We start from the raw sequence: 13,765 nt of genomic DNA, 5'->3' as shown, positions 1-13,765 counted from the left end.
AGAAGTCTCTGATAAGCAGAGATATCCGCTTAACCACCACCGATGCCCCACAAAACGGACTCTGGGGGCATTTATGGCGAGTTCCTGACTTTTTTGCCGGTGGGCGGACCCCTCCGGCGGCGGCGATAGCCTTGTCAGGTGCGTATAGCGAGGTTCTCCACAGGCGAAGGCGTGTCGTTCGGCGTGGTCGAAGGCGGCCCTGGAGAGGAGTTCGTCTCCACGGTCTCCGGCCATCCGTTCGGCCAGGTGCAGTTCACCGGCGAGCGCTTCCCGCTGTCCCAGGTGAAGCTGCTGGCCCCGATGCTGCCGAGCAAGGTCGTCGCCATCGGCAGGAACTACGCCGAGCACGCCCGCGAGATGGGCAACGAGGTGCCCGACGAGCCGCTCATCTTCATGAAGCCGTCCACGTCGGTGATCGGCCACGGCGAGGCCATCGCCTACCCGACCTCGCTGTCCGACCGGGTCGACTACGAGGGCGAGCTGGCCGTGGTGATCGGCAGGCTCTGCCGCGACGTGCCCGTCGACCGGGTCAAGGACGTCATCTTCGGCTACACCTGCGCCAACGACGTCACCGCCCGCGACCTGCAGAAGAAGGACGTGCAGTTCACCCGGGCCAAGAGCTTCGACACGTTCTGCCCGCTCGGGCCCTGGATCCAGACCGATCTCGACGCGAGCGACCTGGCGCTGACCACCACGGTCAACGGCGAGATCCGGCAGAGCGGCCGCACCAGCCAGCTCATCAACGACATCCCCGCGCTGGTCGCCTACGTCAGCGCCGTCATGACGCTGATCCCCGGCGACGTCATCCTGACCGGCACCCCGGCGGGCATCGGCCCGCTGGAGATCGGCGACGAGGTCAGCGTCGGCATCGAAGGCATCGGCACTCTCACGAACAAGGTGGTCTCCCGTGACTGATCTACGGGTGCGTTTCGCCCCGTCCCCGACCGGCATGTTCCACGTCGGCGGCGCCCGCACGGCGCTGTTCAACTGGGCCCTCGCCGAACAGTCCGGCGGCCGCTTCGTCCTGCGCGTCGAGGACACCGACGCCACGCGCAACCGTCCGGAGTGGACCGAGGGCATCATCTCGGCGCTCGACTGGATCGGCATCAACGGCACCAACCCGGTGTTCGAGGGCCCCTACTTCCAGTCGGCCTACGAGCCGCAGCACCGCGAGGCCGTGGCCAAGCTGCTGGCCGACGGCAAGGCGTACCACTGCGACTGCACCCGCGAGACCCTGGTGGCCCGCACCGGCTCCGAGCACAAGGGCTACGACGGGTTCTGCCGCGAGCGCGGCCTGACCGAGGGCGCGGTGCGCTTCCGCACCCCCGACGAGGGCATCACCCTCGTCGAAGACCTGATCAGGGGCAACGTCGAGTTCCCCAACGAGGCGCAGGAAGACTTCGTGATCGCCCGCACCGACGGCTCGCCGCTCTACGTGCTGGCCAACGCCGTCGACGACATCACCCAGGGCATCACGCACGTCGTGCGCGGCGAGGAGCACCTGGGCAACGCCGCCAAGCAGGTGCTGCTGTGGCCGGCGCTCGGCTCCACCCCGCCGGTCTGGGCCCACCTGCCGGTGATCGTCAACGAGCAGCGCAAGAAGCTGTCCAAGCGCCGCGACAAGGTGGCCCTGGAGGACTACCGCGACGAGGGCTACCTCGCCGAGGCCATGGTCAACTACCTCATGCTGCTCGGCTGGGGCCCCGGCGAGGACCGCGAGATCATGCCGTGGGCGGAGATGGTCCCGCTGTTCAGGCTGGAGGACGTCAACTCCGCCAGCGCCTTCTTCGACGAGAAGAAGCTGCGGGCCTTCAACGGCGAGTACATCAGGGCCCTGCCGCTGGAGACCTTCGAGGAGCGCTGCTCGCCCTACCTCGACCCCGCCTGGGACCGCGAGCTGTTCAGCAAGGTCGCGGCGCTGGCCCAGACCCGCATCGGCGTGCTGTCGGAGATCCGGCAGAACGTCGACTTCCTCTTCCTCGACGAGCCCGTCTTCGACCAGCCGTCCTGGGACAAGGCGATGAAGAACTCCCCGGTGGAGATCCTCGGCGGCTATCTCGACCGCCTCCAGACGGTCGCCTGGGACCCTGACTCGCTCAAGGAGGCCCTGGAGGAGGTCGGCGCGCCGCTCGGGCTCAAGCTGGGCAAGACCCAGGCCCCCGTGCGCGTGGCGATCACCGGCCGGACGGTGGGCCTGCCGCTGTTCGAGTCGATCGAGGTGCTCGGGCGCGAGCGGTCCATGGAGCGGATCCGAGCGGCGCTAGCGCGCCTGCGAGGCTGAGCGACGACCCGACGGCCATCGACAGCCACACGCCCGTGACGCCGAGCCACGAGCTCAGCAGATAGGCGAGGGGCAGCTGCACCGCGAAGCCCGCCAGCGTGGCGGCGAGCAGGCGGCTGCCCTTTCCGCTCGCCTGGAGCACCCCGCCGACGGCGATCAGCCCGCCGAACGGCACCAGGTAGAGCGCCATCCAGCGCAGGAAGCCCACGGCCACCGCCGGGTCGTCGGTGAACAGCCCGGCCGCGGGCGCGGCCACCAGGTTGACCACCACCGCGACCACCGCCCCCGTCACCAGCCCGAGCCGCAGCGGTGACCCGACGGGCTCCGACCGCGCGGTGCGGATCATCGCCGCCTGGCGCAGCGCGTAGAAGACCATGACGCCGGCCAGCATGATCTTCTGGCTGATGCCGTACCCGGCGACCTCGGCCGTGCCGAACCCGGCGACGATCTCCACCAGCGCCATGCCCACCAGGGAGCGGGCCAGGAAGTCGCCCGACATGGGCAGGCCGGTCCGCAGCACCTCGCCGGCGAGCAGGCCGTCGCCGCCAGCGGCGCGGAGCCGTACGAGGGAGGTCGCCGCCACCCCGAGCGTGACCAGCCGCGCCGCCACGGTGGCCAGCGCGGCCCCCTGGACGCCCAGGTCGAGGCCGTAGATGAACAGCGGGTCCAGGACGATCACCAGGGCGTTGCAGATCAGCGCGTTCCGCATGGGGGTCTTCGTGTTGCCCAGCCCCTTGAGGACGCCGTCCACGACGGTCTGGGCGAAGAACACCGGCAACCCCGCCAGCGAGACCAGGAAGAAGCCGGCCGTCAGCCCGGGATCGTCGGTGAACAGGGCCGCCAGCGGCTCGCGCAGCAACACGCCGGGGACGGCGACGGCGACCGAGAACGCGGCCCACAACACCCAGCCCGTCCTGATCACGGGCCCGATCGGCGCGTGCCCGTCACGCCGCCCGATCAGCACGGTCATCCCCGTCGGGACGGCCAGGAACAGCCCGTAGGCCAGGTATTCGGCCGTGGTGCCCACGGTGACGGCCGCGATGGCGCCCTCCCCGAGCCCCGAGACCCACAGCAGGTCGATCACCCCCACCGCCACCACGGCGGTGAGCAGCTCCACGTAGATGGGGAGAGCCAGCCGGAACATGCGTACCTCGATTCGTTGTACCTCGTTTCGAGGTATAGCGTTACGATGCACGACATGGCAAGCGGCGGGGATCTGTCCCTCACCATCCTGGGCTTCCTGAACGAACGTCCGATGCACGGCTACGAGCTCAAGGCCCGCCTGGCCGCGCTCACCGGCCACCTCCGCCCGGTCAGCGACGGCGCCCTCTACCCCGCCATATCGAGACTGGAGAGCAAGGGCCTGGTCGAGCGGCACGAGGAGGCGGGCGCCGCGGCGGCCCGCAGGCAGGTGCTCACGCTCACCGGCAAGGGCCGCGAGGAGCTGCTGCGGCGGCTGCGCGAGCCGAGCGAGCTCGACATCAGCGACCAGACGCGCTTCTTCGCCCTGCTGACGTTCCTGTCGGCGCTGCCCGACCCCGCCGACCGGTCACGGGTGCTGCGCCGCCGGCTGGCCTTCCTGGAGGCCCCGGCGAGCTTCTTCTACGAGGGCGGCCGGCCGGTCCGGATCAAGGACGAGCCCGACCCGTACCGGCGCGGGATGCTGGAGATCGCCCGCGCGTCGAGCCGGGCGGAGAAGGAATGGCTCCGGCAGCGCATCGAGGAGCTGCCGGAGCCGTAGGGAAAGCCTCATCGGGGGAGGCGGGGGAGGCGGGGGAGCGGCGGTCAGTCGAGGCCGCGGCGGGCCAGCAGCGGCCCGATGCCCGCCTCGCGCCCGCGGAAGTTGCGGAAGGCGGTCAGCGGGTCGAGGCTGCCGCCCCTGGAGAGCAGCTCGCGGCGGAAGTGGTCGCCGTTCGCCCTGGTCAGGCCGCCGTTCTCCTTGAACCACTCCACACTCTCGGCGTCGAGCACCTCGCTCCAGATGTAGGAGTAGTAGCCGGCGCTGTAGCCGCCCGAGAAGATGTGGGCGAAGTAGTTGGTCCGGTAACGCGGGCGCACCAGTCGCACGTCGATCCCGGCCGCCTCCAGGGCCCGCTGCTCGAACGCCTGCGCGTCGGCCACCTGCTCGCCGGGCGCCAGCCGGTGCCAGGCCCAGTCGAGCAGCGTGGCCGCCAGGTACTCCACCGTCGCGAAGCCCTGGTTGAACTTCTCGGCCGCGTTGAGCTTGTCCACCAGCTCGGCGGGCATCGGCTCGCCCGTCTCGTGGTGCTTGGCGTAGTTGGCCAGGACCTCCGGCCAGGTCACCCACATCTCGTTGACCTGCGAGGGGTACTCGACGAAGTCGCGCGGCACGCTGGTGCCCGACACGCGCGGGAAGCGCACCTGCGAGAACAGCCCGTGCAGCGCGTGGCCGAACTCGTGGAAGGCGGTGTTCACCTCGTCGTACGTCAGCAGCGTCGGCCCCGAGGCCGGCTTGGTGATGTTGAGGTTGTTCATGACCACCGGCAGCTCGCCGAACAGGTGCGACTGGTCGACCAGGTTGTTCATCCACGCCCCGCCGCGCTTGTTCGCCCTGGCGTAGGGGTCGAGCAGGAACAGGCCGAGCGCGCCGCCGTCCTCGTTGAACACCTCGAAGACGGTCACGTCGGGGTGGTAGCCGCGCAGGTCGGGCCGTTCGGTGAAGGTGATGCCGTAGAGCTTGGTGGCGGCGAAGAACACGCCGTCCCTGATGACCCGGTTCAGCTCGAAGTAGGGGCGCATGGCGTCGGCGTCGAAGTCGTAGCGGGCCAGCCGCACCTTCTCCGAGTAGTACGACCAGTCCCACGGCTCGATCTCGAACCCGGCCTGCTCGGTCAGCGCCTCGGCCTCCTTGCCGGCGTTGCGCACCGCCGGGCCGACGAGCTGGCCGAGCATCTCCTCGACCGCCTCGACGGTCTTGGCCGTCTGGTCGGCCACCGAGTAGGCGGCGTGGTCGGGGAAGCCGAGCAGCGCGGCCCGCTCGGCCCGCAGCGTGGCCATCCTGGCGGCCCGCTCGAAGTTGGCCGGGGCGCGGCCGACGCTCCGCTCGTACAGGCGGCGGCGCACGTCGCGGTCGGTGAGCTGGGCCAGGCCGGGCTGGTTGGTGAAGTTCAGCAGCGGCAGGACGTACGTGCCGTCGTCCTTGCGCAGGGACTCGATCCTGGCCTCGTCGAAGCCGTCGAGCTCCTTGGCGTCCGTGAGGACCAGGGCCTCCTCGGTGGACGCCTTGAGCAGGGTCTGCGCGAACTCGGTCGACAGCTTCGACAGCTCGCCGTTCAGCTCGCGCAGCCGGTCCTGCTCCGGCTCCGACAGGTCGGCCCCGGCCCGGACGAAGTCCTCCCGGTACTTCTCCAGCAGCCACGCCTCCTCGGCGTCGGACGTGCCGACCTGCTTGATCCGCGCCCACAGCGCCCGGTTGAGGCGGATCGCGTCGTTGTGCGCGGTCAGCTTCGGGGAGATCTCCTTCTCGATCTCCATGATCCCGTCGCTGGAGTTGGACGCGGCCATGCTGAAGAAGACCGTGGCCGTCCGGTCGAGGATCCGCCCCGAACGCTCCAGGGCCGCGATCGTGTTGTCGAAGGTGGGCGGCTCGGTGTTGTTCGCGATCGCGTCGACCTCGGCCAGGTGCTCGGCCATGCCGCGCTCGAACGCGGGCAGGTAGTGCTCCTCGCGGACGTCCGCGAACGGCGGCAGCTGGTACGGCAGGCTACTAGGGGCGAAGAACGGGTTCTCGGCCAACGCTTTGGCTCCTCCACGTGGTGTTTTGTCCTCTTCAGCTTGGCACGTCAGAGCCTGTGCCGCAGGCGGCCGGACACCGCTTCGGCAATCGTTTTGGTCTTACCCCCCGAGCTGGGCTATTCTTTCGGACGTCGCCAAGCGCGCTCCGAGAAGGAGTTCGCAGCGGTGGGGTATGGTGTAATTGGCAGCACGACTGATTCTGGTTCAGTTAGTCTAGGTTCGAGTCCTGGTACCCCAGCAAGTTCCCGAAACGGATGTCTCCCTGAGAGACATCCGTTTTTTCGTGTCGGCGACCCGTCAGATCACCAGGTCGTCCAGAATCTCGCTGATCACGCGGTGCTGCAGCGCGAGCGGGATCACCCGGTTCCGCGTCGCCCAGGAGGCGATGGCCGACGTCGCCGAGCGTGCCGATGCCGCCAGGACGGCCCTGACCCTGTCGTACACGGACGAAGTCGTCATGCTGGACATCCGGGGGACGAGGGGCGTGGCTTCGTTCCGCAGGAGGCTGTTGAGGGCTTCGGGGTGGAAGGCGTGCGCCGGCCGGTACGCGCTGTGCGGGTCATGTACGAGGGGAAGGCCGCGCCGCCGCCGTGGCCTTCCGCCGTGGGGTGCTCGGCGGGTAGCGTCCCTCGCCTCATGGACGAATTCCGCATGCGCGAGGGCGGCCTCGCCCGTTTCGTCGCCCCGTTCGCCGCGCCGCTGGCGCTCTTCTTCGCCGTCTGCCTGCTGCTCGGGGCCATCTTCACCGGCAGCTCGGCGCTGGGCGTCGTGATCGGCGCGCTCGCCACGGCGGCCCTGACCGGCGTGCTCGTCGTCAAGCACCGCCGTCTGGTCGCGGGCACGGTGGTGCGCTTCTCGCCGGAGGGCGTGGAGCTGGCCGACGCCCGCGGCTTCCGGGTACGCCTGCGCTGGCCCGACATCACCGCGATCGGCGTGGTGGACACCCGGACGGCCGGCCCCGGGCCCCTGGGCCGGCCCGGCGGCGTCCGCGTACGCGTCCCGGCGCTGCGCTCGGTGGGGCTGGTCGGGTGGGGCGAGCGCACGCTCCCGCCGCGGACGCCGGGGTGGATGCGCGAGCGCCTGGCCCGGGCGCCCGCCGACCCCGTCACCGGACGGCCCGAGGTCGCGATCCCGCTCGGTGAGATCGACCCGCTGTGGGAACGGGGGCCGATGGGCGACTGGGTCCGCCGCCACAGGCCCGATCTCATGCGGTGATAAGCGGTTTGGTTGTGGTCTGCGGGGTGCGGTAGAGTTACCTGCGTCGCCGGGGAGACCCGGCACACCAGCTTGTGGACAAGGTCCCGTCGTCTAGTGGCCCAGGACGCCGCCCTCTCAAGGCGGTAGCGCCGGTTCGAATCCGGTCGGGACTACCACGATCACAAGCTGTGCGAAGGTCCCGTCGTCTAGTGGCCCAGGACGCCGCCCTCTCAAGGCGGTAGCGCCGGTTCGAATCCGGTCGGGACTACGTTCACCCAAACGCTCCGGTGCGTCAAGCACCGGGGCGTTTTTCGCGTTCCAAGGGACGCTCGAAAACGGAACAGGGCCCCGCGCTGATCGCGCGGGGCCCTGGCCGGAGTGGGGTCAGGCCGAGGAGCGGGCCTTGAACAGGGCGCGGCGGGCCGCCTTGGCGATCTGCTTGTCGGGGTGGACCTGGGAGATCAGGTCGAGCAGCTCCTCGACGTGCGCGTGCGGGATCTTCCAGATCACCTCGAGAAGACCGTTGACCATGTCGGGGCCGATGTCCCGCAGGCTGCTGACGAACTCCGAACGCCCCAGCCCGGCCGAGATCGTCCACATGTCGAGGATCAGCCAGTGGGTGTCGTCCTGGGTGGGCTCGGGCGCCCCCTCGACCCCGAGCTGGCTCAGGTGCGTCGCCGCGTACGGCCGCAGGGACGGCTGCTTGAGCGCCTCCTGCCAGGCCGGGACGGCGGCCTCGCCCAGCGTGCCCACCACGCTGGCCGCCTGCACCCGGATCAGGGCGTCGCTCTCGTCCTCGGCCGCCGCGTCGAGCAGCTCCTCGGCGGCCTTGGCCGGCTCCCTGAGCTGCATCCAGGCGGCGAACTCGGCGTCGGCCTCGTCCTCGGGCAGCTCGGCGCTCAGCGCGAGCAGCTCGTGGGCGCTCATCGACTCGATCGCGGGCCGGGCGTCGACCTCGATGTCGGCGTCGTCCACCAGGTGGACGACGCCCTCGGTGCCCAGCGGGGTGAGGCGCACGGTCGTGCCCTCGACCTCGACCATGCCGTAGCCGGTCAGCCAGTCGATGGCGGGGGCCAGCGGGTCGCCGGCCGCCTCCCAGGCGTCGCCGCCCAGCTCGTCGAGGTCGGCGGCGGCCTCGGCCAGCTCGCGGGCCAGGTCGTCGCGCTCGCGTGAGCCGCCGGCCAGCAGCAGCCTGACCAGCAGGCCCCGGGTCAGGCCGGCCAGCGCCATCGTCAGGTCGTCGTCGTCGAGCTCGGGGTCGCCGTAGTCGACCGAGTGCAGGCCGAGCATCCAGGCGTCGAGGACGTCCTCGTCGTCGTCGAACGGCCACTCGGAGGTGTCGTCCTGGACGGCCACGGTGTTGCCCTCGCCCGGTTCGAGGAACTCCAGGTCGACGGCGAGGTTCCAGATGTTCCAGAGCTGCGGGACCGCCTCGGCCACCGGGCCGTCGGTCTCGGGCCTGGGCAGGCCGACGGCGGCCAGCGCCTCCTCCACCTCGGCGTCGGTGAGCAGGGTGTCCTCGCCGACGCGACGGCCGGAGCCGACCCACAGCGCCAGGTCGCGGGCCTTGGCGACCAGCGGGGACCGGCGGGCGGCCGCGGCCAGCTCGGAGTCGGGGCGCAGCCTGATCGTGTCGAGCTCGGCCAGCTCGTCGGCGAACGCCTCGAAGTCGCCCAGGTCGCCCGTTTCCTCCTCCTCGTCGTCACCCGCGCCGTCGTCGTCGAGCAGGTCCTCCATGAGTTCGACGAACTCGTCCTCGACGTCGTCGAGCTCGGCCTGCAGGTCGGCGAGGGAGTCGGAGCCCTTGGCGAGCCTGCCGGTCTGGGAGAGGAACGTCAGGTACGCGTCGACGGCGGGCAGCATGCCGTCGGCGGCGGCGTCGGGATCCTCCACGACCTTCGGCATGCGGTCGAGCAGCAGGTTGCGCAGGTCGGCACGCTTCCACGTGCCGAGGTCCTGCGAGAAGGCGAGACGGTGCCAGAGTGCGGCAGGCCCCACGAGCTCGGGGTCGCTTCCGGGCGCGTTGGAACGCGCCCACATGATGAACTCTTCGAGCAGGGGTCGCAGCTCAGTGGCGGCTACCTCGATGCGATCTGTCACGCACTCAGGCTAGTGCGCCCGCGAGGCAGTCGGCCCCCGAAATACGAGCTTTCGCCGATCATGACGTGCGGCGCATGGCCTCGGTGATGCGTTCGGCGGCCGCCATGACGGGCACGGCGTGCAACCGGCCGGGCGCGCGGGTGAGCCGCTCGATGGGCCCGGAGACCGAGACGGACGCGATCACCTTGCCTCCGCTGCCCCTTATGGGGGCGGACACGCTGGCCACCCCCTGCTCGCGCTCGCCGACGCTGTGGGCCCACCCGCGGCGGCGCACGGAGGCGAGGGTGGCGGCGGTGAACTTGGCGCCGCGCAGGCCCCTGTGCAGCCGGTCGGGCTCCTCCCAGGCCAGCAGGATTTGAGCCGCCGAGCCGGCGGTCATCGGCAGCGCCGAGCCCACCGGGACGGTGTCGCGCAGGCCGCTGGCCCGCTCGGCCGCCGCCACGCAGACCCGCTCGTCACCCTGGCGCCGGTAGAGTTGCGCGCTCTCGCCGGTCAGGTCGCGCAGCTGCATCAGCACGGGCGAGGCCACCGCGAGCAGCCGGTCCTCGCCGGCCGCCGTGGACAACTCCGCGAGCCGCGGCCCGAGCACGAATCTGCCCTGGGTGTCGCGGCTCACGATGCGGTGGTGCTCAAGTGCGACGGCCAGCCGGTGGGCCGTGGGGCGGGCCAGGCCGGTGGCCTGGACGAGCTGAGCCAGGGAAGCGGGACCCGCTTCGAGGGCATTGAGTACAAGAACGGCCTTGTCGAGTACTCCGACTCCGCTAGAGTTGTCCATACACCGATACTGCCGTCTCGACATATGAGAAGGCAAGTCGGAGGAAATCTCAAGGAGGAGATCATGGGCCGCACACTGGCCGAGAAGGTCTGGGAGCAGCACGTCGTCCGCCGTGCGGAGGGCGAACCCGACCTGCTCTACATCGACCTGCACCTCATTCACGAGGTGACCAGTCCGCAGGCGTTCGACGGACTCCGTCTCGCCGGCCGGAAGGTGCGCAGGCCCGATCTCACCATCGCCACCGAGGACCACAACGTCCCGACCGTGCTCGGCCCGATCTCCGACCCCGTCTCCAAGGCCCAGGTCGAGACGCTGCGCAAGAACGCCGCCGAGTTCGGCATCAGGCTGCACCCGATGGGCGACGCCGGCCAGGGCGTGGTGCACATCATCGGCCCGCAGTTCGGCCTGACCCAGCCGGGCATGACGATCGTCTGCGGCGACTCCCACACCTCCACCCACGGCGCCTTCGGCGGCATCGCGTTCGGCATCGGCACCTCCGAGGTCGAGCACGTGCTGGCCACCCAGACGCTGCCCGCCTACCGGCCGAAGACGATGGCCATCGAGGTCTCCGGCGAGCTGCCCGCCGGCGTCACCGCCAAGGACCTGATCCTGGCGATCATCGCCAAGATCGGCACCGGCGGCGGCCAGGGCTACATCGTCGAGTACCGCGGCGAGGCCGTGCGCAAGCTCTCCATGGAGGGCCGCATGACCGTCTGCAACATGTCCATCGAGGCGGGCGCCCGCGCCGGCGTGATCGCCCCGGACGAGACCACGTTCGCCTACCTCAAGGGCCGCCCGCACGCCCCCGAGGGCGAGCTGTGGGACCAGGCCGTCGAGTACTGGAAGTCGCTGCGCACCGACGACGACGCCGTGTTCGACAAGGTCGTGGAGATCGACGCCACGACGCTGACCCCGTACGTCACGTGGGGCACCAACCCCGGCCAGGGCCTGCCGCTGGGCGGGTCCGTGCCGAGCCCCGACAGCTTCGCCGACCCGGTCGAGCGCTCGGCCGCCGAGCGTGCGCTGGAGTACATGGGCCTGACCGCGGGCACGCCGCTGCGCGAGATCGAGGTCGACACCGTGTTCGTCGGCTCGTGCACCAACGGCCGCATCGAGGACCTGCGCTCGGCCGCCGAGATCCTGCGCGGCCGCCAGGTCCGCACCCGCACGCTGATCGTGCCCGGCTCGATGCTGGTCAAGCTCCAGGCCGAGCAGGAGGGCCTGCACGAGGTGTTCAAGGCCGCCGGCGCCGAGTGGCGCGAGGCCGGCTGCTCGATGTGCCTCGGCATGAACCCCGACACGCTCAAGCCCGGCGAGCGCAGCGCCTCCACCTCCAACCGCAACTTCGAGGGCCGCCAGGGCAAGGGCGGCCGCACCCACCTGGTGTCGCCGCAGGTCGCCGCCGCGACCGCGGTCACCGGCCGCCTGACCGCCCCCGCCGACCTGTAAGGAGAACCAGACCGATGGACGCCTTCACCACCCACACCGGTACGGCGGTGCCGCTGCGCCGCAGCAACGTCGACACCGACCAGATCATCCCGGCCGTCTGGCTCAAGCAGGTCAGCCGCACCGGCTTCGAGAAGGGCCTGTTCGCCGCCTGGCGCGAGGACCCGACGTTCGTCCTGAACGATCCCTCCTACGAGGGCGGCTCGATCCTGGTCTCCGGCCCCGACTTCGGCACCGGCTCCTCCCGCGAGCACGCCGTGTGGGCCTTGCAGCAGTACGGCTTCCGCGCCGTGATCGCCGCCCGGTTCGGCGACATCTTCCGCAACAACTCCACCAAGATGGGGCTGCTGCCGGTCGTCCTGCCCGCCGAGAAGGTCGAGGCCCTGCAGGCCGCCGTCGAGGCCGACCCGAAGCTGCAGGTGACCGTCGACCTGCTGGAACGCCAGGTCCGCTGGGCCGGCGAGGTCGTGCCGTTCGAGATCGACGACTACACCCGCTGGCGCCTCACCGAGGGCCTGGACGACATCGGCCTGACCCTGCGTCACGCCGACGACGTGGCCGCGTACGAGAATGGTCGGCAGCCATGGCTGCCGACGACCGTCTAGAAGACGACGAACTGGCGCGGCGGTTGCGCGAGGCGCACCGCCGCGTCCGCATGCTCCCCGCCGCCGACAGGGAACGGGCGGCCCGCCGTTACCTGTCCATCTGCGACCTCGCCAAGCGCGATCCGGAAAGAGCGGCCGCCCGGCTCGACGCCTTTCTGGGCGCTCTCGACACGCCACGCGAGGGGGAAAACACGCAGGGTGATTGAGTTCCCCCGCGATCCCGCCTACTTTCGAGCGCGTAAGGGGTTTCTACGTCGAACTCGAGAGCTGGAACCCCGAGCCGTCACTGGGGGAGCAGGACTTTCATGAACAAGCGAGAGCTCGTCGACGCCATCACCGATCGGGTGGGCGACAAAAGGACGGCCACCGAGGCCGTCAACGCGGTCATCGAGGCCATCCAGAAGGCCGTGGCGAGCGGGGACAAGGTCTCCATCACGGGCTTCGGCGCGTTCGAGATGGTGAACAAGCCCGCCCGCACTGCCAGGAACCCGTCGACCGGCGCCGAGATCAAGGTCGCCGAGAGCTGGGCGCCCAAGTTCCGTCCCGGCTCCGAATTCAAGGACCTGGTGAACGAGGGCGGCAAGCAGATCGGCAAGAAGAAATAGTCTCAGCGGACATCACGCCCGGGCGGCCCACGCCCGGGCGTTCGCTGTTTTCCGGGACGGCGTCGTCATTCGGGCGCGGGAATCGGGAACGTCGACAGCGTGATGTAGGTGATCCGCCCGCCGTCGGTCGCCAGGTTCACCCGCTGCCCCGTGCGCAGCAGCAGCAGCGGCCCCGCGTCGAAGGCGCGCGTGCCGAACTCCAGCACCGTCCCGTCGTCGAGGAAGACCGAGCCGGAACGGGTGACCTCGTCGAAGCTGCGTACCGTCGCCTGCACGCCGTCCAGCCTAAGCCGACCGCCGTCCGGCGGGCGAGAGGCGGCCCGGAAGGTCACGCCCCCGGCCACAGGTCGGCGACCACCGCCGCCGTGTGCCGGCCCAGGCCCAGGGCGAGGGCCGCGCGCAGGTCGTCGGGGGTGTCCACGTCCCGCCGGAGCGAGTCGATCCCCGGCACGCACAGCTCCTTCGCGCCGCCGGCCAGGTGCTTGGCCCGCGACTCGCCGCCGAACCGCGGCGTGAACGGCCGCCCGGCCAGCACGCCGTAGAAGGTCGTGCCGACCTCCTGGGCGTCCGGCACGAACGACTGGTCGAACTCGGCCGCCGCCGCCAGCGCCGTCGCCAGCTCGGCCGGTCGCAGGGCCGGCAGATCGGCCTGGAGCGCGCCCACCGCCTCACCGGGCGCGACGCGTACGGCATGGGCCGCGCCCGTGCGCAACGCGGTGTTGAGCCCGCGGTCCGGGTCGTGCACCACCTCCGCGCCCAGCGCCCCCAGCGGCCCCGCCGCCGCCGGATCGGCGGTCACCACGATCACCCGCGCCACCGCCGGGCAGGCCAGCGCCGCGGCCACGGTGTCGCAGGCCACGGCCACGGCCAGCCGCGTACGGTGGGGACCCGTCGCGGCCGCCAGCCGCGTCTTCGCCGCGACCAGCGTCTTCACCGGAATGACCAGAGACCAGCGGTTGCTCATAGGCTTAAGCATCTCGCCTCGACATCCCACGCGGCC

Annotated in this window: 15 protein-coding genes and 3 tRNA genes; 11 read left to right on the top strand and 7 right to left on the bottom strand. The window is 70.7% G+C overall.

From position 1 onward, the window contains the following. Nucleotides 1–138: 138 nt before the first annotated feature. Entirely contained in the window at nucleotides 139–915 is a 777-nt protein-coding gene (locus AB0J46_RS13075) for a fumarylacetoacetate hydrolase family protein (protein ID WP_352319059.1), read from the top strand. Continuing rightward, nucleotides 908–2,281, top strand: coding sequence for a glutamate--tRNA ligase (gene gltX, locus AB0J46_RS13070; RefSeq protein ID WP_364330415.1), 1,374 nt, complete (start codon nucleotides 908–910; stop codon nucleotides 2,279–2,281). Before AB0J46_RS13075 ends, gltX begins: the two co-directional genes overlap by 8 nt. On the opposite strand, the gene AB0J46_RS13065 is transcribed toward gltX, so the two are convergent. Next, nucleotides 2,175–3,425 (bottom strand): MATE family efflux transporter, encoded by a 1,251-nt coding sequence (locus AB0J46_RS13065; protein WP_364330412.1) that lies wholly within the window; start codon nucleotides 3,423–3,425, stop codon nucleotides 2,175–2,177. The genes gltX and AB0J46_RS13065 overlap by 107 nt on opposite strands. A gap of 54 nt (nucleotides 3,426–3,479) precedes the next feature. Between AB0J46_RS13065 and AB0J46_RS13060 the strand changes: the two genes are divergently transcribed. Further along, nucleotides 3,480–4,022 carry a PadR family transcriptional regulator gene (locus tag AB0J46_RS13060; protein WP_364330409.1) on the top strand — a complete coding sequence of 181 codons (543 nt, stop codon included), beginning with the start codon at nucleotides 3,480–3,482 and terminating at the stop codon, nucleotides 4,020–4,022. Nucleotides 4,023–4,066: 44 nt separating this feature from the next. Here the strand turns inward: AB0J46_RS13060 and AB0J46_RS13055 are convergent, their stop codons facing one another. Next, a complete protein-coding gene (locus tag AB0J46_RS13055; RefSeq protein WP_364330406.1) occupies nucleotides 4,067–6,037 on the bottom strand; it encodes a M3 family metallopeptidase in 1,971 nt (656 codons plus the stop codon). A 166-nt stretch (nucleotides 6,038–6,203) separates the two neighbouring features. Here AB0J46_RS13055 and AB0J46_RS13050 point away from each other — a divergent pair. After that, nucleotides 6,204–6,275, top strand: a tRNA-Gln gene (locus AB0J46_RS13050). Nucleotides 6,276–6,334: 59 nt separating this feature from the next. Here AB0J46_RS13050 and AB0J46_RS13045 read toward each other — a convergent pair. Beyond that, nucleotides 6,335–6,496: a hypothetical protein gene (locus AB0J46_RS13045; protein WP_364330403.1), complete on the bottom strand. Its 162-nt coding sequence runs from the start codon at nucleotides 6,494–6,496 to the stop codon at nucleotides 6,335–6,337. Nucleotides 6,497–6,673: 177 nt separating this feature from the next. Between AB0J46_RS13045 and AB0J46_RS13040 the strand changes: the two genes are divergently transcribed. From AB0J46_RS13040 to AB0J46_RS13030, 3 genes are all read left to right on the top strand, one after another. Next, on the top strand, nucleotides 6,674–7,252 hold the full coding sequence (locus tag AB0J46_RS13040; RefSeq protein WP_364330400.1) for a hypothetical protein: 579 nt from the start codon (nucleotides 6,674–6,676) through the stop codon (nucleotides 7,250–7,252). A gap of 82 nt (nucleotides 7,253–7,334) precedes the next feature. Then, nucleotides 7,335–7,410 (top strand) — tRNA-Glu (locus AB0J46_RS13035). A gap of 19 nt (nucleotides 7,411–7,429) precedes the next feature. Further along, nucleotides 7,430–7,502, top strand: a tRNA-Glu gene (locus AB0J46_RS13030). Between the two features lie 116 nt (nucleotides 7,503–7,618). On the opposite strand, the gene AB0J46_RS13025 is transcribed toward AB0J46_RS13030, so the two are convergent. Next, nucleotides 7,619–9,334, bottom strand: a complete 1,716-nt coding sequence (locus tag AB0J46_RS13025; RefSeq protein WP_364330397.1) for a hypothetical protein — start codon at nucleotides 9,332–9,334, stop codon at nucleotides 7,619–7,621. A gap of 58 nt (nucleotides 9,335–9,392) precedes the next feature. Beyond that, complete coding sequence (locus AB0J46_RS13020) at nucleotides 9,393–10,109, bottom strand: IclR family transcriptional regulator (RefSeq protein ID WP_352319070.1); 717 nt, start codon at nucleotides 10,107–10,109, stop codon at nucleotides 9,393–9,395. A 63-nt stretch (nucleotides 10,110–10,172) separates the two neighbouring features. Here AB0J46_RS13020 and leuC point away from each other — a divergent pair, with 63 nt between their 5' ends. From leuC to AB0J46_RS13000, 4 genes are all read left to right on the top strand, one after another. Continuing rightward, entirely contained in the window at nucleotides 10,173–11,558 is a 1,386-nt protein-coding gene (gene leuC / locus AB0J46_RS13015; RefSeq protein WP_364330394.1) for a 3-isopropylmalate dehydratase large subunit, read from the top strand. A 14-nt stretch (nucleotides 11,559–11,572) separates the two neighbouring features. Next, on the top strand, nucleotides 11,573–12,160 hold the full coding sequence (gene leuD, locus AB0J46_RS13010; protein ID WP_364330391.1) for a 3-isopropylmalate dehydratase small subunit: 588 nt from the start codon (nucleotides 11,573–11,575) through the stop codon (nucleotides 12,158–12,160). Beyond that, the gene (locus tag AB0J46_RS13005) at nucleotides 12,139–12,366 is read left to right on the top strand and encodes a hypothetical protein (RefSeq protein WP_364330388.1); all 228 of its coding nucleotides are present in this window, start codon (nucleotides 12,139–12,141) and stop codon (nucleotides 12,364–12,366) included. Before leuD ends, AB0J46_RS13005 begins: the two co-directional genes overlap by 22 nt. A gap of 99 nt (nucleotides 12,367–12,465) precedes the next feature. After that, nucleotides 12,466–12,765: an HU family DNA-binding protein gene (locus AB0J46_RS13000; RefSeq protein WP_352352161.1), complete on the top strand. Its 300-nt coding sequence runs from the start codon at nucleotides 12,466–12,468 to the stop codon at nucleotides 12,763–12,765. 65 nt (nucleotides 12,766–12,830) lie between these two features. Here the strand turns inward: AB0J46_RS13000 and AB0J46_RS12995 are convergent, their stop codons facing one another. Then, nucleotides 12,831–13,040 (bottom strand): hypothetical protein, encoded by a 210-nt coding sequence (locus AB0J46_RS12995; protein ID WP_364330384.1) that lies wholly within the window; start codon nucleotides 13,038–13,040, stop codon nucleotides 12,831–12,833. Between the two features lie 53 nt (nucleotides 13,041–13,093). Next, nucleotides 13,094–13,729: a 2-phospho-L-lactate guanylyltransferase gene (gene cofC, locus AB0J46_RS12990; RefSeq protein ID WP_358288533.1), complete on the bottom strand. Its 636-nt coding sequence runs from the start codon at nucleotides 13,727–13,729 to the stop codon at nucleotides 13,094–13,096. Between the last annotated feature and the right edge of the window lie 36 nt (nucleotides 13,730–13,765).

It is taken from the genome of Nonomuraea sp. NPDC049758 (assembly GCF_040674635.1).
Classification (GTDB): domain Bacteria; phylum Actinomycetota; class Actinomycetes; order Streptosporangiales; family Streptosporangiaceae; genus Nonomuraea.
This window is presented reverse-complemented; position numbering and strand designations above follow the sequence as displayed.

Coding starts and splice junctions, on each gene's coding strand:
- AB0J46_RS13065 (WP_364330412.1), bottom strand. CDS start 3,425: ATGTTCCGGCTGGCTCTCCCCATCTACGTGGAGCTGCTCACCGCCGTG.
- AB0J46_RS13060 (WP_364330409.1), top strand. CDS start 3,480: ATGGCAAGCGGCGGGGATCTGTCCCTCACCATCCTGGGCTTCCTGAAC.
- AB0J46_RS13045 (WP_364330403.1), bottom strand. CDS start 6,496: ATGACGACTTCGTCCGTGTACGACAGGGTCAGGGCCGTCCTGGCGGCA.
- AB0J46_RS13040 (WP_364330400.1), top strand. CDS start 6,674: ATGGACGAATTCCGCATGCGCGAGGGCGGCCTCGCCCGTTTCGTCGCC.
- AB0J46_RS13020 (WP_352319070.1), bottom strand. CDS start 10,109: ATGGACAACTCTAGCGGAGTCGGAGTACTCGACAAGGCCGTTCTTGTA.
- leuC (WP_364330394.1), top strand. CDS start 10,173: ATGGGCCGCACACTGGCCGAGAAGGTCTGGGAGCAGCACGTCGTCCGC.
- leuD (WP_364330391.1), top strand. CDS start 11,573: ATGGACGCCTTCACCACCCACACCGGTACGGCGGTGCCGCTGCGCCGC.
- AB0J46_RS13005 (WP_364330388.1), top strand. CDS start 12,139: ATGGCTGCCGACGACCGTCTAGAAGACGACGAACTGGCGCGGCGGTTG.
- AB0J46_RS13000 (WP_352352161.1), top strand. CDS start 12,466: ATGAACAAGCGAGAGCTCGTCGACGCCATCACCGATCGGGTGGGCGAC.
- cofC (WP_358288533.1), bottom strand. CDS start 13,729: ATGAGCAACCGCTGGTCTCTGGTCATTCCGGTGAAGACGCTGGTCGCG.